The organism is Aestuariibaculum sp. YM273, assembly GCF_030908365.1.
Classification (GTDB): Bacteria; Bacteroidota; Bacteroidia; order Flavobacteriales; family Flavobacteriaceae; genus Aestuariibaculum; species Aestuariibaculum marinum.
The window spans coordinates 222045-239778 of record NZ_CP133090.1 but is presented as its reverse complement, the minus strand read 5'-3'; the positions used below and the strand labels follow the sequence as shown (position 1 = coordinate 239778).

The 17734-nt window shown below is 37.6% G+C and carries 8 protein-coding genes; 5 read left to right on the top strand and 3 right to left on the bottom strand.

What is annotated here, in order from left to right; genetic code table 11:
* Window positions 1–9: 9 nt before the first annotated feature.
* Window positions 10–705, bottom strand: coding sequence for a LytTR family DNA-binding domain-containing protein (locus tag RBH94_RS00920; protein ID WP_188223269.1), 696 nt, complete (start codon window positions 703–705; stop codon window positions 10–12).
* Window positions 706–920: 215 nt separating this feature from the next.
* Between RBH94_RS00920 and rpsF the strand changes: the two genes are divergently transcribed.
* The 5 genes from rpsF to hisS all read left to right on the top strand — a co-directional run bounded on the left by rpsF (window position 921) and on the right by hisS (window position 4087).
* On the top strand, window positions 921–1259 hold the full coding sequence (gene rpsF / locus RBH94_RS00915; RefSeq protein ID WP_188217413.1) for a 30S ribosomal protein S6: 339 nt from the start codon (window positions 921–923) through the stop codon (window positions 1257–1259).
* A 2-nt stretch (window positions 1260–1261) separates the two neighbouring features.
* Window positions 1262–1558 (top strand): 30S ribosomal protein S18, encoded by a 297-nt coding sequence (gene rpsR, locus RBH94_RS00910; RefSeq protein ID WP_188217414.1) that lies wholly within the window; start codon window positions 1262–1264, stop codon window positions 1556–1558.
* 13 nt (window positions 1559–1571) lie between these two features.
* Entirely contained in the window at window positions 1572–2018 is a 447-nt protein-coding gene (gene rplI / locus RBH94_RS00905) for a 50S ribosomal protein L9 (RefSeq protein WP_188223270.1), read from the top strand.
* 102 nt (window positions 2019–2120) lie between these two features.
* Window positions 2121–2588 (top strand): DUF6495 family protein, encoded by a 468-nt coding sequence (locus RBH94_RS00900; protein WP_307881971.1) that lies wholly within the window; start codon window positions 2121–2123, stop codon window positions 2586–2588.
* Between the two features lie 131 nt (window positions 2589–2719).
* The gene (gene hisS / locus RBH94_RS00895; RefSeq protein ID WP_307881970.1) at window positions 2720–4087 is read left to right on the top strand and encodes a histidine--tRNA ligase; all 1368 of its coding nucleotides are present in this window, start codon (window positions 2720–2722) and stop codon (window positions 4085–4087) included.
* Between the two features lie 103 nt (window positions 4088–4190).
* Here hisS and RBH94_RS00890 read toward each other — a convergent pair whose 3' ends face one another.
* Together RBH94_RS00890 and RBH94_RS00885 are read right to left on the bottom strand one after the other, a co-directional pair.
* Complete coding sequence (locus RBH94_RS00890; protein ID WP_307881969.1) at window positions 4191–4886, bottom strand: hypothetical protein; 696 nt, start codon at window positions 4884–4886, stop codon at window positions 4191–4193.
* A 275-nt stretch (window positions 4887–5161) separates the two neighbouring features.
* Complete coding sequence (locus RBH94_RS00885) at window positions 5162–17443, bottom strand: HYR domain-containing protein (protein ID WP_307881968.1); 12282 nt, start codon at window positions 17441–17443, stop codon at window positions 5162–5164.
* Between the last annotated feature and the right edge of the window lie 291 nt (window positions 17444–17734).

Genomic DNA, 17734 nt, shown 5'->3' with positions numbered 1-17734 from the left:
CTTGAGGACTTAAATATTGTTTAAGGCGTCTACCAAAAGTGTTTTCTTATTTCTACTTAAAGGAATTTCGTAAGCACCTACTTCAACATTTTTACTGTTATATCGGTCAATTTTATCCAGATTAACAATATAAGATTTGTGAATTCTTAAGAATTTATTCTCAGGTAATTCTTTTTCAAAAGATTTCATGGTAGATAAAACCACTAAACTGGTTTCTTCGGTAACTAACTTTACATAGTCACCTAAAGCTTCTATCCACTTAATGTCTTTAATGTAAACTTTACGTTTTTTAAGATTACTTTTAACAAAGATGTGTTCGCCTTCTTCTTCGTTAAAATCCTGAATCAACTTATGTTGTTCTAAAGCTTTTTCTACAGATACATTAAAACGCTCTCGGGTAATTGGTTTGTGTAAATAATCGGTAGCATCATAGTTAAATGCTTTAAAAGCATACTCTGTTTTACCGGTTACAAAAATAATTTGAGGTTTGTTGTTTAATACATCTAAAAGCTCAAAACCATTAAGTACAGGCATTTCAATATCTAAGAAAATTAAATCTACCTGATGTGTGTTTAAACCATTTTTGGTTTCTAAAGCACTACTGTATTCTGCTATTAAGTTAAGATTTGGGTGATTCTCTACTAACTTAACAATAGAAAGACGTTGTATTGCTGAATCGTCTACTACTACACAGTTTAAAGTCATAACATTTTCAATTATTTCGGTTAAGATATCGACAATAGTACGAAAAAATCCGCTTAAAACCAAAAAACATCGTTAAAATGTAGTTTTTAACAAAAATTTAACAGCTGTTTTCTGCGACAAATATAATATAAAAAATGATTCAAATAATAGTTGTTTAATATGGAATTAATAGTTATTTTTGCACCCAATTTTTTAAACAATTAAAAACGATTTTTATGAATCATTATGAAACTGTTTTCATCTTGAATCCCGTTTTATCTGAAGATCAGATAAAGGAAACAGTAAAGAAATACGAAGATTTTCTTGTTTCTAACGGTGCAAAGATGGTATCAAAAGAAGATTGGGGGCTAAAAAAATTAGCTTACCCAATTCAACACAAAAAAAGTGGATTCTATCACTTATTTGAGTACACTGTAGAAGGAGAAGTAATCAACGCTTTAGAATTAGAGTTCAGACGTGATGAGCGTTTTATGCGTTACTTAACTGTAAGTTTAGACAAGCACGCTGTAGCTTGGGCAGAGAGAAGAAGAGAAAAACTAAAACAAAAAGCGTAATTATGTCATCTATAGAGCAACAATCTAAAGGAAAAAAAGACGGAGAGATCAGATATTTAACTCCGCTTAATATTGACACTAATAAAACGAAAAAATATTGTCGTTTTAAAAAGTCTGGTATTAAATACGTAGACTACAAAGATCCAGATTTCTTATTAAAGTTTGTAAATGAGCAAGGTAAAATTTTACCTCGTCGTTTAACTGGAACTTCATTAAAGTATCAAAGAAAAGTGTCTGTAGCTGTAAAAAGAGCTCGTCACTTAGCTTTAATGCCATACGTAGCAGATTTATTAAAATAAAATACCGATAACAATGGAACTTATATTAAAACAAGACGTTGAAAATTTAGGATTTAAAGACGATGTTGTAACAGTTAAGAACGGTTATGGTAGAAACTTTTTAATTCCTCAAGGAAAAGCTATTTTGGCAACAGTATCTGCAAAGAAAGTATTAGCAGAAAACTTAAAGCAAAGAGCTTATAAAGAACAAAAAATAGTTGATGATGCTAACAAATTAGCTGAAGCATTAAAAGCTTTAGAAATTAAAATAGCAGCGAAAGTAGGAGCAGGAGATAAATTATTTGGTTCTGTAAATAACATCGACGTAGCTGAAGCTTTAGAAAAAGAAGGTCACGCTATCGAGAAAAAATTTATTACAGTTACTACTGTTAAGCGTTTAGGTAAGTATAATGCTGCTGTACGTCTACACAGAACTGTAAATGTAGATTTAGAATTTGAGGTTGTTGCGCAAGCAAACTAAAATCAAATATAAAATTTTAAAAGCCTCAACAATGTTGGGGCTTTTTTTATAGCACTATTTAAGTGATTACAAAGCTATATTTTAGCAATTAATAAAGAACAGATGAAATATTCAAGACTTACAAAAGAGCAATTCGAAGAATTACACCAGGAGTTTATTAACTTTTTAGCAACACAGTCTATTACAGCTGATGAATGGGAAAATCTAAAAGAAAATAAACCGGAACTTGCTGAAGCAGAATTAGATGTGTTTAGCGATTTAATCTGGGAAGGTGTACTAAACAAAGCTGAATATTTAGAGCATATATCTCCACAGCATATGTATTTATTTCATTTAGGTGAAAGTAAGATGCAGGCTATCGTACTGAACATTAAAAACGATGTAGATATAACTACAGAAGAAGGTTATGCCTGGCTTCGTGAAAATTTAATGGATGAAAATGTCGAGTTTTTACAAGCCGATAAAGACTATACAGACGATAAGAATTTAGATAAGTTTAAAATGATTGAACAAGGTGCTGTAATTACTAAAGGTGATTTGTTTAAATATTTTGATAAGCTTATCAATTAAAATATGTCATTCCTACTAAGGCAGGAATCTTTTTCAAAAGAAACTGTTATTTTTGTCACAACGGGAAACCCGAGAAATTATTTTACTTTCAATAACTATTAAAACGGTACCTGCTGTTGCAGGCATTTAATATGGCTCAAAAACCAAGTATTCCAAAAGGAACAAGAGACTTTAACCCAGAACAGGTAGCAAAACGTAATTATATTTTTAATACCATTCGTAGTGCATTCGAAACTTTCGGATTTCAGCCTATTGAAACGCCTAGTTTCGAAAACTCAGAAACCTTAATGGGTAAATATGGTGATGAAGGTGATAGACTTATTTTTAAGATATTAAATTCTGGAGATTATTTGTCTAAAGCTAATCAGGACGCTTATGAACAAAAGGATGCTTTAAAGTTAACTTCCAGTATCTCCGAAAAAGCCTTACGTTACGATTTAACGGTACCATTTGCGCGATACGTAGTGCAACATCAAAATGAAATTGAGTTCCCTTTTAAACGTTATCAAATACAACCAGTTTGGAGAGCAGATAGACCTCAAAAGGGGCGTTTCAGAGAGTTTTACCAATGCGATGCCGATGTGGTAGGAAGTGATTCATTATGGCAAGAAGTTGAGTTTATTCAGTTATACGATGCTGTTTTCTCCTCTTTAAAATTAGAAGGCGTAACGATTAAGATTAATAACCGTAAAATATTATCAGGTATTGCCGAGGTTATTGGAGCTCACGATAAGTTAATCGATTTTACAGTAGCTTTAGATAAGCTTGATAAGATAGGAGAGGAAAAAGTAAAAGAAGAAATGCGCTCTAAAGGTATTTCAGAACAAGGTATTGAAAAATTACAGCCTTTATTTTCATTAACCGGTTCTTTTGAAACTCAAATAGAATCGTTAAAATCAATTTTAGCCTCTTCGGAGGAAGGTACAAAAGGCATAGAAGAACTTAGCTTTATTAATGAAGCTATTTCGGAATTAGGATTAAATACAGCAACACTACAGCTAGACGTAACTTTAGCACGTGGTTTAAATTATTACACTGGAGCTATCTTTGAAGTAGCAGCTCCGGAATCCGTAAAAATGGGATCGATAGGTGGTGGCGGTCGCTATGATGACTTGACAGGTATTTTCGGACTTAAAAATGTAAGTGGTGTTGGGATTAGCTTTGGCTTAGACCGTATTTACTTAGTATTGGAAGAATTAAATTTATTCCCAGAAACAGTGACTAAAAATGTTGAAGTACTCTTCATTAACTTTGGGGATAAAGAAGCTTTATTTAGTTTAAAGGCTATAAAAACGTTAAGAAGCAATGGTATCAATGCTGAGTTGTATCCGGATTCAGCTAAGATGAAGAAACAAATGAATCATGCCAACAAGCGATTAATTCCATATGTTGTTTTGGTTGGAGAAGAGGAAATGAAATCGAATACGTTTACGCTGAAAACTATGAGTACTGGTGATCAGCAAAAATTAACAATAGAGGAATTAATTTCTCATGTATAAAATAAAAAGCTCTAAAGAAATTTAGAGCTTTTTTAATAGTTAATTATGAAAAGTGACTAACTCAAATAATTAAACTTCTTAGCAGAGTTTTTGTTTTTTGTAATTAGTAAATGACTAGCTGTTTTGTTGTTTGTCCGATTTCTGTAGTAACATTTACCAAAATTAATTGGCTACCCATATGTTGAATAGGCATTTTTATGTGTGTATCATTTATATTTCTGGTTGAAAATAATTTTTGACCATTTACATTTGTTAAAGCGATTTCTTTTATAGAAGTTAAACCGTTCGTATCAATAAATACTTCTTTAGAATTTCTTAAATATTGAATTTTTGTTCTTTTCAAGATTTCATTTTCAGTGGATAATGTCTTTGCTACTGAGGTTGTAGATTCATTTTTGAAAGCTAAAAAGAATCTGTCGGAATACTCTCCTTTACTAATATGAGATTTGAAATTTGATTCGTTTATTTTAGTAAAAGTGTTTTCTTTTGCATCATAAATAAAAACATCAATAGGGTTTTCAAAATTTTCTGTGGTATCCAAAGAAATTTCAAAATCATCTTCTTTTGACATAAATAACCATAAGGGATATTTTTTGGTGTCATCAAAAGCTCCCACACCTTGTATGGTACAATTAAGTCCACTAACAATCCAGCTAAGATCGTAAGGGTAAGAATCTCTGTTCAATGCTTCATATCCATAATCATATCCATCACTAGCAGCATTGTTTGAAGTAAAGCTAATTAATAGGTGTCTAACAAATTTTCCAGGAACAGTAAAATCTATTCTTACTCTTTCCATAGTGTTTGTTTGACCATAGGTTTGGTTTGATGAACTAAGAGTTATGAATAGCACCAATAAGGTATAGCACAAGTGTAATTTTCGGTTCATAGGGTTTGGGGTTGGTTATTACTATCGCTAATATACCTATTTTTGAATATAAAATCTATAAAAAGCATTAAATAATCGATAAAGTGTAGTTTTATTGAAGGTTTATTCTTTCTTTTTAGTTTTTATCTATAAAAAAAGCTATCTCTAACGGAGATAGCTTTTTGTGATTTTAATTGAAATAGTATTTACTTAATTATTATTTTTTTAGAGATATTACTATTTGAAGTAACGATGTTAACAATATAACTACCTTGAGCTATATCACCGCTAACAGATAATCTAATTTCATTGGAATCAAAAGTTTTATCAGATTTATCCCAAACATTTATGATTTGTCCTAAAATATTGATTAGTTGAACCTGCTTAATTTCTGTGTTCATTACAGAATTAATGTAAATCTCTTTACTATTTTGTAAATAGTTAACTTGAATTTTATTTAATTCTTCATCAATTACCGAAAGAGTTTTTTGGTCCTTGTGTGTAAATGTCACATAAAATCTATCTTTGTATGTTCCAGGGTCTAAAGTAATATTGTAAGTTAAATTTTTACCATCTATTTTAGTATATGTACCTAGTAAACTATCATAAATATATACTTTAGTGTTAGGTGGTAAGTTTTCAAAAGCAGTTACAGCGATTTCAAAATTACCTCCTTTATTTGTAAATATGCTAAAAGGGTACTGTTTGCTATCATCAAATTCTCCAACAGCTTGAATAGTTAGGTTATATATTCCAGATTTAAATAACATATCATCAGCAAGAGGAGTATCCAAACGCGCATCATAACCATAGTTGTACCCGTCAGAAGCAGAATTATCTGGTGTGAAAGCCAAGAGTAAAGAACGTTGTCCTTTATTATTTTTAAAAGCAAACCTTATTCTTTGAACTCCATCTTCATATTCATCTGTTTCTAGATTGTTAGTTTTAGAGTCCTTAGCGCTTGAAGTTTTTAAAACTAAATTACCAGTATCGGTTGCGGCAAATTCTCTTCTATCTCTTTGGCTGTTTTTGAATCTAATTACATTAGATTCGAAATCATCAGGAAATGCGGCGTTAACATAAAATCCTTGCGCTACAGGGATATGAGCAATTGGGAGTAGAGTGGTTGTTCCATCTCCACTAATTTCATAGCCATCTGTAGTAGTATATTTATTACCAATTGGGGGGGCCAAACCACCAGCCAAAGTAAAAGTTGCATAACCGCCTTGATATTCTCTTAATATATGTGTGTTATTAGTGTCAAAGGTAATCCAGAACGATAATGTGCCATCTATACTCCCTGTTGTTCCAGAATTTGCAACTGAAGGGTCTCCGGTTGGATCCAAGGAAGGAATGTTATCTTTTATGAATTCAGGAGCGTAAACTGCTGAAGGATATGGGTTACCAACAAGAGCATTATTACCTATATTCACTATATTCTCAACAGTCTCATTGTTTGGTTTTCCTCTGAAAGTGTAATTTTGTCTATCAGAACTACTCCCTGAACCTTTCATGGTATAACCTAAACCTGTTTGAAGGTTAGATGACTTATAAAGTTTTTCCCAGTTTGAATAGGTGTTTGCTGGTTTATTTCTATAAGACCATAGCCAGTATTCTGCTATTTTTATTGGGTTGGTACCTGATCCATCATAACCTCCTACCCAAGTAATTGGTTTCGGATTTGAAGTAATGCTACCATCTAACATATTGGTCATTGGTTGGAAGGGCATATTATTTGTCGTTCCATTTTGACTGCCGACAGGAGAACTCCAATAGTTATAATTATGAACATTTGATGATCCTTGTTGGTCTCTTTCAATGTATCCAATACTATTAGGGTCTAAAATACTTTCGTTAAACTGTCTCGTTTCAAATGTTTTCCAGGTACCTGTATTAACATAGTCTCCATAACGTCTTTGAATCAATTGAGATTTTCCAATTAAATCCATGAAGCCATCAAGCTTCAGGTAATGTGAAATAAATAGACCGTGGCCAATATTGTTTTCATCTTGAGTTCCTGTTCCGGTAACAATTAAAGTTTTCGATGAATTTACTATTAAACCTAATAAATTAATATTTCTAGCATCAATAGTTAAATTATGAGATAGACGTGCAATATTCCAATCTATAGGTTCTCCATTTATACCATTACTATTTGGAACATCCCATACATCAGAATATGTCCAAGTATTGTCTGTATCCCAATTTGTGTTAGCTTTTGTAGTATATGGAATAGGTGCTGTTTGTTGTTGACTAGTCGTTATATTACGTAACCTACCTGCAGCTCCAACTTCCGGATATAAATCACCACAAACCACACCCATTTTATAATAAGCATCAAGATTAGACCATAAAATAGGATTCTCTTCAATACCATCGTTATTGGTGTCTGGGCCATAAATTTTTAAAGGAATTACTACACCTGATACGTCAGAACCAGACTGAATTATTTCCTGATTCATCATTTGTCTAATATGTTCAGGAGAAAGACCAACATTCCAGATTCTAAATTCATCCATCCAGCCATGAAAGTAGTTGGTAGGATTACTTGGCGGTGATTGATCCATCGCTCCTAAAATGGCTTCAATGTTACTAGTAGTATATTCCGGAGCTGAACCGTTGGCGGAGTTCAGTTCAATACCATCAACATATAGAGTATATAAACTACCATCAAATGTAACAGCTAAATGATACCATCTATCAGTGGCAACCAAATCCCCTCCGGAGGAGATGACTCCAGAACTTAAGGTGTTATACCAATTGAAACGTACTTGACCATCAACAATATTTAAAGCATATCCGTTGGTGTTATTTGCCGCATCCTTTCTAGAGTAAACTGTTCGTGTGCCGTTAACAGAATTAGGCTTTACCCAAACTTCTAGACTGAAAGCACTGTTGATATTATAATTGTTTTTGAAGGTAACATAGTCGTTTACCCCATCAAAGTTTACTGTAGGACAGTCAACAATAGTAACATTTATCTTGTCTGAACATCCATTAGAAAGCGTCCATGTTAATGTGTAATTTCCAGGGTCAGCTGTAAAAATTGCGTCAGGACTTGTGTTGTCTGAGAAAGTAAAGGCATTACCACAAGATGTATTACTATTTGCTACAGCCGTCCAAACACCGGTAACACCAGTACCAAGATAATCTGTGTCTCCGGCGGCTATATCCGGAACCACATATAGATTAGTTTCAAAAGCACCTTTATTAAAGTTTTCTACAGATGTTTTCGTATTATCATAAGCATTTAATTGTAATGAGTTTTCTCCACATTCACTGGTTAAAGGTGTGTAATCTTGTCCAGCATAAGCTAAACTAGTGTAAATATCTACGAATTCTGTTCCATCATCATTATCCGTTCTACATTGGTTTACTAAGTTTGTTACACCATAAGTTCTTATACCTGGGGTTACAGGAGTTATTGTTGCAGTTGTTCCAATGGCGATAACTGTTCCGTCTTCATCAGTCCATTCTAACTCATCGTCTACTTGAGCATAAGCGAAACCAACTGCGTCAATTGCCCATCCACTGGCAACTTTTTCTGATTTTTTACAATTAATGTTGTCTGGGTTAGAAAACATAGATGCGCTTGCGTCACCACAATCTGAGGTACTACCAACAAAAGTGAATTTAACTCTTAGGCCTGATAGACCTGTGTAAGCACCTAAGTTTATTGTAGCGGGTAACATTCTTGGGTCAGTTTGACCTATACAATTTTGACCCGGGCCTGTTGTTAAGAAAACTCCAGAAGTTGTAACCCCTCCAGTTCTTGAATCAAAATCATATCCTTCGACAGTTGTTAGTGTTTCAGTGTAAGTATTTCCTGAATCAAAGGAAAGTTCTATTTTTCCATAACCATTATTACAGAAATAAAAACTGGTATTAAAGTTCATAATAGCTTCTGCAGAAGTCATTCCAACTGTACTAAATACCGGGGTTTCTAAAGTTGTTGTATTTCCAACTCCATTAGCCATAGCAAATTTAGTGTTATCGGTAGTATCATAATTAATACCACTAAAGGTTTGGTTGTTATTAGAGTTGGTTTCTTTCCATGTTGGTTGAGTAGTTGTGTTACCACTTGCAGGGAAAAAGCCATCAAGACCGTCAACACGCCAGCCATCAGGTTGCGCATAGTTAAATTCTCCACCTTCACCAAACTGTCCATTTGGTCGATCAAAATAGCTTTGAGCTTCTAAGGTTACCGATTCATTTAAGCATATATATGGTGGGTTTGGAGTTATGTTTGTTATTGTTGGTGGCTCATCAGGAGGTAGGAACCTTATAAAGGCTTCAGCAGAGGTACGTATAACTGATGTGTCATCTGCATTTTGTATTCTTAGTCTAACGAATGTATCACTTGTAACACCAATTAAGGTATAGGTTAATATACCTGAGGTATTTGGTATAACCGTCCAGGTTTCTCCATTGTCATCAGAATATTCCCAATTAATAACATGTTCGGCAAGTAAACCATAATCACCAATAGGTTGAAGAGTTAATTCTACATCTTTAGGTTCATTTAGCCCTCCAGGACAAGCTGTTGCTTCAATAAGTGAACTTGGAGGCTGAGGATTATCAGGTATAGGGTTTACAATTTCTCCTGTTAAATATGTAAATTCATTTTTAGGTGGTTCTACAGTAATGTTAACTGTACATGTATTTGAATTTCCATTTTCATCAGTGGCAGTAAGTTCGGCCGTAGTATAATAAACATTACCATTTTCATCTTCTGGGAATGTAGTAGGAGAAACACTTAGTGTAACACTGCCACAGGCATCGAAGGATCCATTATCAACATCAGACGCTTGGATAGTAGCTTCTCTTGTTATGGCATCAACAACAGTAACAAAATCGTTACATTGCATAGTAGGGGCGATGTTGTCTATGACATTAACGGTAGTGGTACAGGAATCAGAGTTTCCTGCATCATCATAAACTGTGAAGGTAACAGAATTATTACCAATATCAGAACAGTTAAATGTATTAGGAGAGACAGTCATACTAACAATTCCACAGCTATTTGCATCATAAGAGCCATTATTAAGGTCATCTGCAAATACAGTGACGGTTCCGTTAACACTTAAGTAAGCATCAAAACTTTCGCAGATGGCAACAGGGTCAATATTGTCTGTTGGGATAACATTAAAAGAACAGGAAGATGTATTCGTACCATCTGAAGCTGTTAAGGTTATAAGTGTTGTACCAGAAATAAAAGTTCCTGCAGCTGGGCTTTGAGTAATTTCTACATCATCATCACAATTGTCAGATACAGAAATGGCGAGACCTGTGTAATCCTGAAGTTCAAACTCACAAGTATTGTTGAAATTTACATTTTGATCTCCAGGACAAGTTATTGTCGGGTTTTCGTCATCCACGACAGTCACTTCCTGCGAGCAAGTAGCTGTTAAACCTGCTCCATCTGTAACCGTATAGTTTATAGTTGTTGTTCCTACAGGGAACGAATAATTTCCAACTCCTCCAGTCCCGTTAGTATTAACCATTCCTGTCATACTCCATGTTAAGGTTTTGCTACAGTTGTCGAAATTTGTTGGCGTTGGGATATTTATTAATGTAGAACAGTCTCCTGTACCATCATCAGAAGTAGCTGCTGTAATATTTCCTGAGCATGATATTGTTGGAGATTCGTTATCTATAACTGTTACAGTTTGATTGCATACTGATGAGGTATTACCATTTTCGTCGGTAGCGGTCCATTTCACGATTGTATTTCCAATCGGGAACAAATGAGTTATCGGGTTTATAGTTGTTGTTCCAATTTTAGCGGTAAATACTATATCCCCAGAAGCCGTACAATTATCTGTAGCTGTTGGAGTTCCAAGGTTTACCGTAGTCGTACAATTTCCTGTGCCATCGTTGGAAGTATTTGCTGTTACTGTTCCAGGGCATGTGATAAATGGTTTTATATTGTCAACGACAGTAACAGTAGCGGTACAGGTATCAGTATTGCCATTCACATCGGTTACGGTAAGAGTTACCGAATTAGGCCCGACATCAGCACAGGTAAAATCTGTTTTTGAAAGCGCTAAAGAAGCTACCGCACAATTATCAGAAGAGCCATTATCAACCTGAGCAGCGGTTACCGAAGCATTTCCAGAAGCATCGAGTTGAATGGTTACGTTTTGGCAAGCAGCGACAGGGTCTACATTATCCTCTACGGTTACAGTAGCGGTACAGGTATCAGTATTGCCATTCACATCGGTTACGGTAAGAGTTACCGAATTAGGCCCGACATCAGCACAGGTAAAATCTGTTTTTGAAAGCGCTAAAGAAGCTACCGCACAATTATCAGAAGAGCCATTATCAACCTGAGCAGCGGTTACCGAAGCATTTCCAGAAGCATCGAGTTGAATGGTTACGTTTTGGCAAGCAGCGACAGGGTCTACATTATCCTCTACGGTTACAGTAGCGGTACAGGTATCAGTATTGCCATTCACATCGGTTACGGTAAGAGTTACCGAATTAGGCCCGACATCAGCACAGGTAAAATCTGTTTTTGAAAGCGCTAAAGAAGCTACCGCACAGTTATCAGAAGAGCCATTATCAACCTGAGCAGCGGTTACCGAAGCATTTCCAGAAGCATCGAGTTGAATGGTTACGTTTTGGCAAGCAGCGACAGGGTCTACATTATCCTCTACGGTTACAGTAGCGGTACAGGTATCAGTATTGCCATTCACATCGGTTACGGTAAGAGTTACCGAATTAGGCCCGACATCAGCACAGGTAAAATCTGTTTTTGAAAGCGCTAAAGAAGCTACCGCACAATTATCAGAAGAGCCATTATCAACCTGAGCAGCGGTTACCGAAGCATTTCCAGAAGCATCGAGTTGAATGGTTACGTTTTGGCAAGCAGCGACAGGGTCTACATTATCCTCTACGGTTACAGTAGCGGTACAGGTATCAGTATTGCCATTCACATCGGTTACGGTAAGAGTTACCGAATTAGGCCCGACATCAGCACAGGTAAAATCTGTTTTTGAAAGCGCTAAAGAAGCTACCGCACAATTATCAGAAGAGCCATTATCAACCTGAGCAGCGGTTACCGAAGCATTTCCAGAAGCATCGAGTTGAATGGTTACGTTTTGGCAAGCAGCGACAGGGTCTACATTATCCTCTACGGTTACAGTAGCGGTACAGGTATCAGTATTGCCATTCACATCGGTTACGGTAAGAGTTACCGAATTAGGCCCGACATCAGCACAGGTAAAATCTGTTTTTGAAAGCGCTAAAGAAGCTACCGCACAATTATCAGAAGAGCCATTATCAACCTGAGCAGCGGTTACCGAAGCATTTCCAGAAGCATCGAGTTGAATGGTTACGTTTTGGCAAGCAGCGACAGGGTCTACATTATCCTCTACGGTTACAGTAGCGGTACAGGTATCAGTATTGCCATTCACATCGGTTACGGTAAGAGTTACCGAATTAGGCCCGACATCAGCACAGGTAAAATCTGTTTTTGAAAGCGCTAAAGAAGCTACCGCACAATTATCAGAAGAGCCATTATCAACCTGAGCAGCGGTTACCGAAGCATTTCCAGAAGCATCGAGTTGAATGGTTACGTTTTGGCAAGCAGCGACAGGGTCTACATTATCCTCTACGGTTACAGTAGCGGTACAGGTATCAGTATTGCCATTCACATCGGTTACGGTAAGAGTTACCGAATTAGGCCCGACATCAGCACAGGTAAAATCTGTTTTTGAAAGCGCTAAAGAAGCTACCGCACAGTTATCAGAAGAGCCATTATCAACCTGAGCAGCGGTTACCGAAGCATTTCCAGAAGCATCGAGTTGAATGGTTACGTTTTGGCAAGCAGCGACAGGGTCTACATTATCCTCTACGGTTACAGTAGCGGTACAGGTATCAGTATTGCCATTCACATCGGTTACGGTAAGAGTTACCGAATTAGGCCCGACATCAGCACAGGTAAAATCTGTTTTTGAAAGCGCTAAAGAAGCTACCGCACAATTATCAGAAGAGCCATTATCAACCTGAGCAGCGGTTACCGAAGCATTTCCAGAAGCATCGAGTTGAATGGTTACGTTTTGGCAAGCAGCGACAGGGTCTACATTATCCTCTACGGTTACAGTAGCGGTACAGGTATCAGTATTGCCATTCACATCGGTTACGGTAAGAGTTACCGAATTAGGCCCGACATCAGCACAGGTAAAATCTGTTTTTGAAAGCGCTAAAGAAGCTACCGCACAATTATCAGAAGAGCCATTATCAACCTGAGCAGCGGTTACCGAAGCATTTCCAGAAGCATCGAGTTGAATGGTTACGTTTTGGCAAGCAGCGACAGGGTCTACATTATCCTCTACGGTTACAGTAGCGGTACAGGTATCAGTATTGCCATTCACATCGGTTACGGTAAGAGTTACCGAATTAGGCCCGACATCAGCACAGGTAAAATCTGTTTTTGAAAGCGCTAAAGAAGCTACCGCACAGTTATCAGAAGAGCCATTATCAACCTGAGCAGCGGTTACCGAAGCATTTCCAGAAGCATCGAGTTGAATGGTTACGTTTTGGCAAGCAGCGACAGGGTCTACATTATCCTCTACGGTTACAGTAGCGGTACAGGTATCAGTATTGCCATTCACATCGGTTACGGTAAGAGTTACCGAATTAGGCCCGACATCAGCACAGGTAAAATCTGTTTTTGAAAGCGCTAAAGAAGCTACCGCACAATTATCAGAAGAGCCATTATCAACCTGAGCAGCGGTTACCGAAGCATTTCCAGAAGCATCGAGTTGAATGGTTACGTTTTGGCAAGCAGCGACAGGGTCTACATTATCCTCTACGGTTACAGTAGCGGTACAGGTATCAGTATTGCCATTCACATCGGTTACGGTAAGAGTTACCGAATTAGGCCCGACATCAGCACAGGTAAAATCTGTTTTTGAAAGCGCTAAAGAAGCTACCGCACAGTTATCAGAAGAGCCATTATCAACCTGAGCAGCGGTTACCGAAGCATTTCCAGAAGCATCGAGTTGAATGGTTACGTTTTGGCAAGCAGCGACAGGGTCTACATTATCCTCTACGGTTACAGTAGCGGTACAGGTATCAGTATTGCCATTCACATCGGTTACGGTAAGAGTTACCGAATTAGGCCCGACATCAGCACAGGTAAAATCTGTTTTTGAAAGCGCTAAAGAAGCTACCGCACAATTATCAGAAGAGCCATTATCAACCTGAGCAGCGGTTACCGAAGCATTTCCAGAAGCATCGAGTTGAATGGTTACGTTTTGGCAAGCAGCGACAGGGTCTACATTATCCTCTACGGTTACAGTAGCGGTACAGGTATCAGTATTGCCATTCACATCGGTTACGGTAAGAGTTACCGAATTAGGCCCGACATCAGCACAGGTAAAATCTGTTTTTGAAAGCGCTAAAGAAGCTACCGCACAGTTATCAGAAGAGCCATTATCAACCTGAGCAGCGGTTACCGAAGCATTTCCAGAAGCATCGAGTTGAATGGTTACGTTTTGGCAAGCAGCGACAGGGTCTACATTATCCTCTACGGTTACAGTAGCGGTACAGGTATCAGTATTGCCATTCACATCGGTTACGGTAAGAGTTACCGAATTAGGCCCGACATCAGCACAGGTAAAATCTGTTTTTGAAAGCGCTAAAGAAGCTACCGCACAATTATCAGAAGAGCCATTATCAACCTGAGCAGCGGTTACCGAAGCATTTCCAGAAGCATCGAGTTGAATGGTTACGTTTTGGCAAGCAGCGACAGGGTCTACATTATCCTCTACGGTTACAGTAGCGGTACAGGTATCAGTATTGCCATTCACATCGGTTACGGTAAGAGTTACCGAATTAGGCCCGACATCAGCACAGGTAAAATCTGTTTTTGAAAGCGCTAAAGAAGCTACCGCACAGTTATCAGAAGAGCCATTATCAACCTGAGCAGCGGTTACCGAAGCATTTCCAGAAGCATCGAGTTGAATGGTTACGTTTTGGCAAGCAGCGACAGGGTCTACATTATCCTCTACGGTTACAGTAGCGGTACAGGTATCAGTATTGCCATTCACATCGGTTACGGTAAGAGTTACCGAATTAGGCCCGACATCAGCACAGGTAAAATCTGTTTTTGAAAGCGCTAAAGAAGCTACCGCACAATTATCAGAAGAGCCATTATCAACCTGAGCAGCGGTTACCGAAGCATTTCCAGAAGCATCGAGTTGAATGGTTACGTTTTGGCAAGCAGCGACAGGGTCTACATTATCCTCTACGGTTACAGTAGCGGTACAGGTATCAGTATTGCCATTCACATCGGTTACGGTAAGAGTTACCGAATTAGGCCCGACATCAGCACAGGTAAAATCTGTTTTTGAAAGCGCTAAAGAAGCTACCGCACAATTATCAGAAGAGCCATTATCAACCTGAGCAGCGGTTACCGAAGCATTTCCAGAAGCATCGAGTTGAATGGTTACGTTTTGGCAAGCAGCGACAGGGTCTACATTATCCTCTACGGTTACAGTAGCGGTACAGGTATCAGTATTGCCATTCACATCGGTTACGGTAAGAGTTACCGAATTAGGCCCGACATCAGCACAGGTAAAATCTGTTTTTGAAAGCGCTAAAGAAGCTACCGCACAGTTATCAGAAGAGCCATTATCAACCTGAGCAGCGGTTACCGAAGCATTTCCAGAAGCATCGAGTTGAATGGTTACGTTTTGGCAAGCAGCGACAGGGTCTACATTATCCTCTACGGTTACAGTAGCGGTACAGGTATCAGTATTGCCATTCACATCGGTTACGGTAAGAGTTACCGAATTAGGCCCGACATCAGCACAGGTAAAATCTGTTTTTGAAAGCGCTAAAGAAGCTACCGCACAATTATCAGAAGAGCCATTATCAACCTGAGCAGCGGTTACCGAAGCATTTCCAGAAGCATCGAGTTGAATGGTTACGTTTTGGCAAGCAGCGACAGGGTCTACATTATCCTCTACGGTTACAGTAGCGGTACAGGTATCAGTATTGCCATTCACATCGGTTACGGTAAGAGTTACCGAATTAGGCCCGACATCAGCACAGGTAAAATCTGTTTTTGAAAGCGCTAAAGAAGCTACCGCACAGTTATCAGAAGAGCCATTATCAACCTGAGCAGCGGTTACCGAAGCATTTCCAGAAGCATCGAGTTGAATGGTTACGTTTTGGCAAGCAGCGACAGGGTCTACATTATCCTCTACGGTTACAGTAGCGGTACAGGTATCAGTATTGCCATTCACATCGGTTACGGTAAGAGTTACCGAATTAGGCCCGACATCAGCACAGGTAAAATCTGTTTTTGAAAGCGCTAAAGAAGCTACCGCACAGTTATCAGAAGAGCCATTATCAACCTGAGCAGCGGTTACCGAAGCACTTCCAGAAGCATCGAGTTGAATGGTTACGTTTTGGCAAGCAGCTGTAGGAGGAGTAACATCAACAGTAATATCAAAAACAACATTATCTACATTTGTTACATTACCGTCGGTAACTTCTAACGTCAATACATATTGTCCGGTTTGTGTTGGTGTAAATGATGAGCTAGTTACACTATTTTGATCAACTAATGAAACATTATCAATTAAGATAGTTGTTGTGTTATCCGGGTATCTTAAAACCCAGTCTGCTGTAACATTGGTACCTGTTCCAGTGTATCCTCCCGAAAAATTTATTTCAGCACAGACTTCTGAAGTGTTTGGTGAGGAAGGAGGAATGTCTATTTGTGCATTAATTGTTCCACCTGCAGCAGATACTTGACCAAATGTATATGCTCCAGCTGAAGGGTTTTTACAGGCAGCATATTGATTCCCATTAATAATTATTTCATTATTTGGTGTACACGAACCGGCAATATCCCCACCGTTTTGAAAACTTAAAGCAGCTCCAGCAGGTAATAATAAACTAGCCTGAGCATGAGAAAAACCTAAAAAGGCGGAAGCACCATTAATATCTATTGAAGGCGTGTTTAAACTTACTTCTCTTGGAGAAGACCCTGGATTTAAATCTAATGTTCCATTTACGGTTATGCTAACTATATATTCGGTGTCTAAATTAGAGTTAACGGTTATAGTGTGAGCAGAGTTTATAAGAACGGTATTTGTTCCTGTAAATTCACCAGGGTAACCAATAAGAGCTGTTGGGGTAATCCAACCTAAAACGTTGTCATAATACTCCCATGTAGATAGTGTTGTCCAATTTCCGCTATTAACAGACCTATAATCTCCCTCTACATCAGCAACAGCCGCCGCAACTTTATAAATTTGAGAAACACTTTGTCGATAATTTACCGTACTGACTAACTCGCTGTTCACAAACCGAGCATAATCAGAAATCGCTCCGTAATAAAGTGGACTTGTGTCAGAGTAATTGGTTTCGGTTACTCTATTAACATAATAAGTTAGGGCGTACAAGTTTAAACTTATATAAAACAAGCCTATGAGAGTAAAGAGATGTTTTAAGTAATTATGCTTCATAATCAGTTAATGTTTAGGGCGTTGCAATAACCAAAAAAGCCTGTCTTCTGATGGCGTTTCAAAAAACAAGTAATTTTCAATCTTAAATTTGCTATTAACCAATCCTAATAGGGAATGCGTAAAATTAGTGCTACCACGAGGGCATATCAAAAATACTCGTTGAAATGCCTGTTTCTTCTTTTGTGTGTAGGTTAATAATGTCACTTCTTTTTGGTATTGATTTAGCTTTAGTAAAGGGAAATACAGATAATAATAGGGGTATAATTATGAGTATAAACAATTTACGAGGAC

Excerpts from the sequence above, each read along its gene's own strand:
- RBH94_RS00920 (WP_188223269.1), bottom strand. The coding sequence starts at position 705 with ATGACTTTAAACTGTGTAGTAGTAGACGATTCAGCAATACAACGTCTT.
- rplI (WP_188223270.1), top strand. The coding sequence starts at position 1,572 with ATGGAACTTATATTAAAACAAGACGTTGAAAATTTAGGATTTAAAGAC.
- RBH94_RS00885 (WP_307881968.1), bottom strand. The coding sequence starts at position 17,443 with ATGAAGCATAATTACTTAAAACATCTCTTTACTCTCATAGGCTTGTTT.
- hisS (WP_307881970.1), top strand. The coding sequence starts at position 2,720 with ATGGCTCAAAAACCAAGTATTCCAAAAGGAACAAGAGACTTTAACCCA.
- rpsR (WP_188217414.1), top strand. The coding sequence starts at position 1,262 with ATGTCATCTATAGAGCAACAATCTAAAGGAAAAAAAGACGGAGAGATC.
- RBH94_RS00890 (WP_307881969.1), bottom strand. The coding sequence starts at position 4,886 with ATGGAAAGAGTAAGAATAGATTTTACTGTTCCTGGAAAATTTGTTAGA.
- rpsF (WP_188217413.1), top strand. The coding sequence starts at position 921 with ATGAATCATTATGAAACTGTTTTCATCTTGAATCCCGTTTTATCTGAA.
- RBH94_RS00900 (WP_307881971.1), top strand. The coding sequence starts at position 2,121 with ATGAAATATTCAAGACTTACAAAAGAGCAATTCGAAGAATTACACCAG.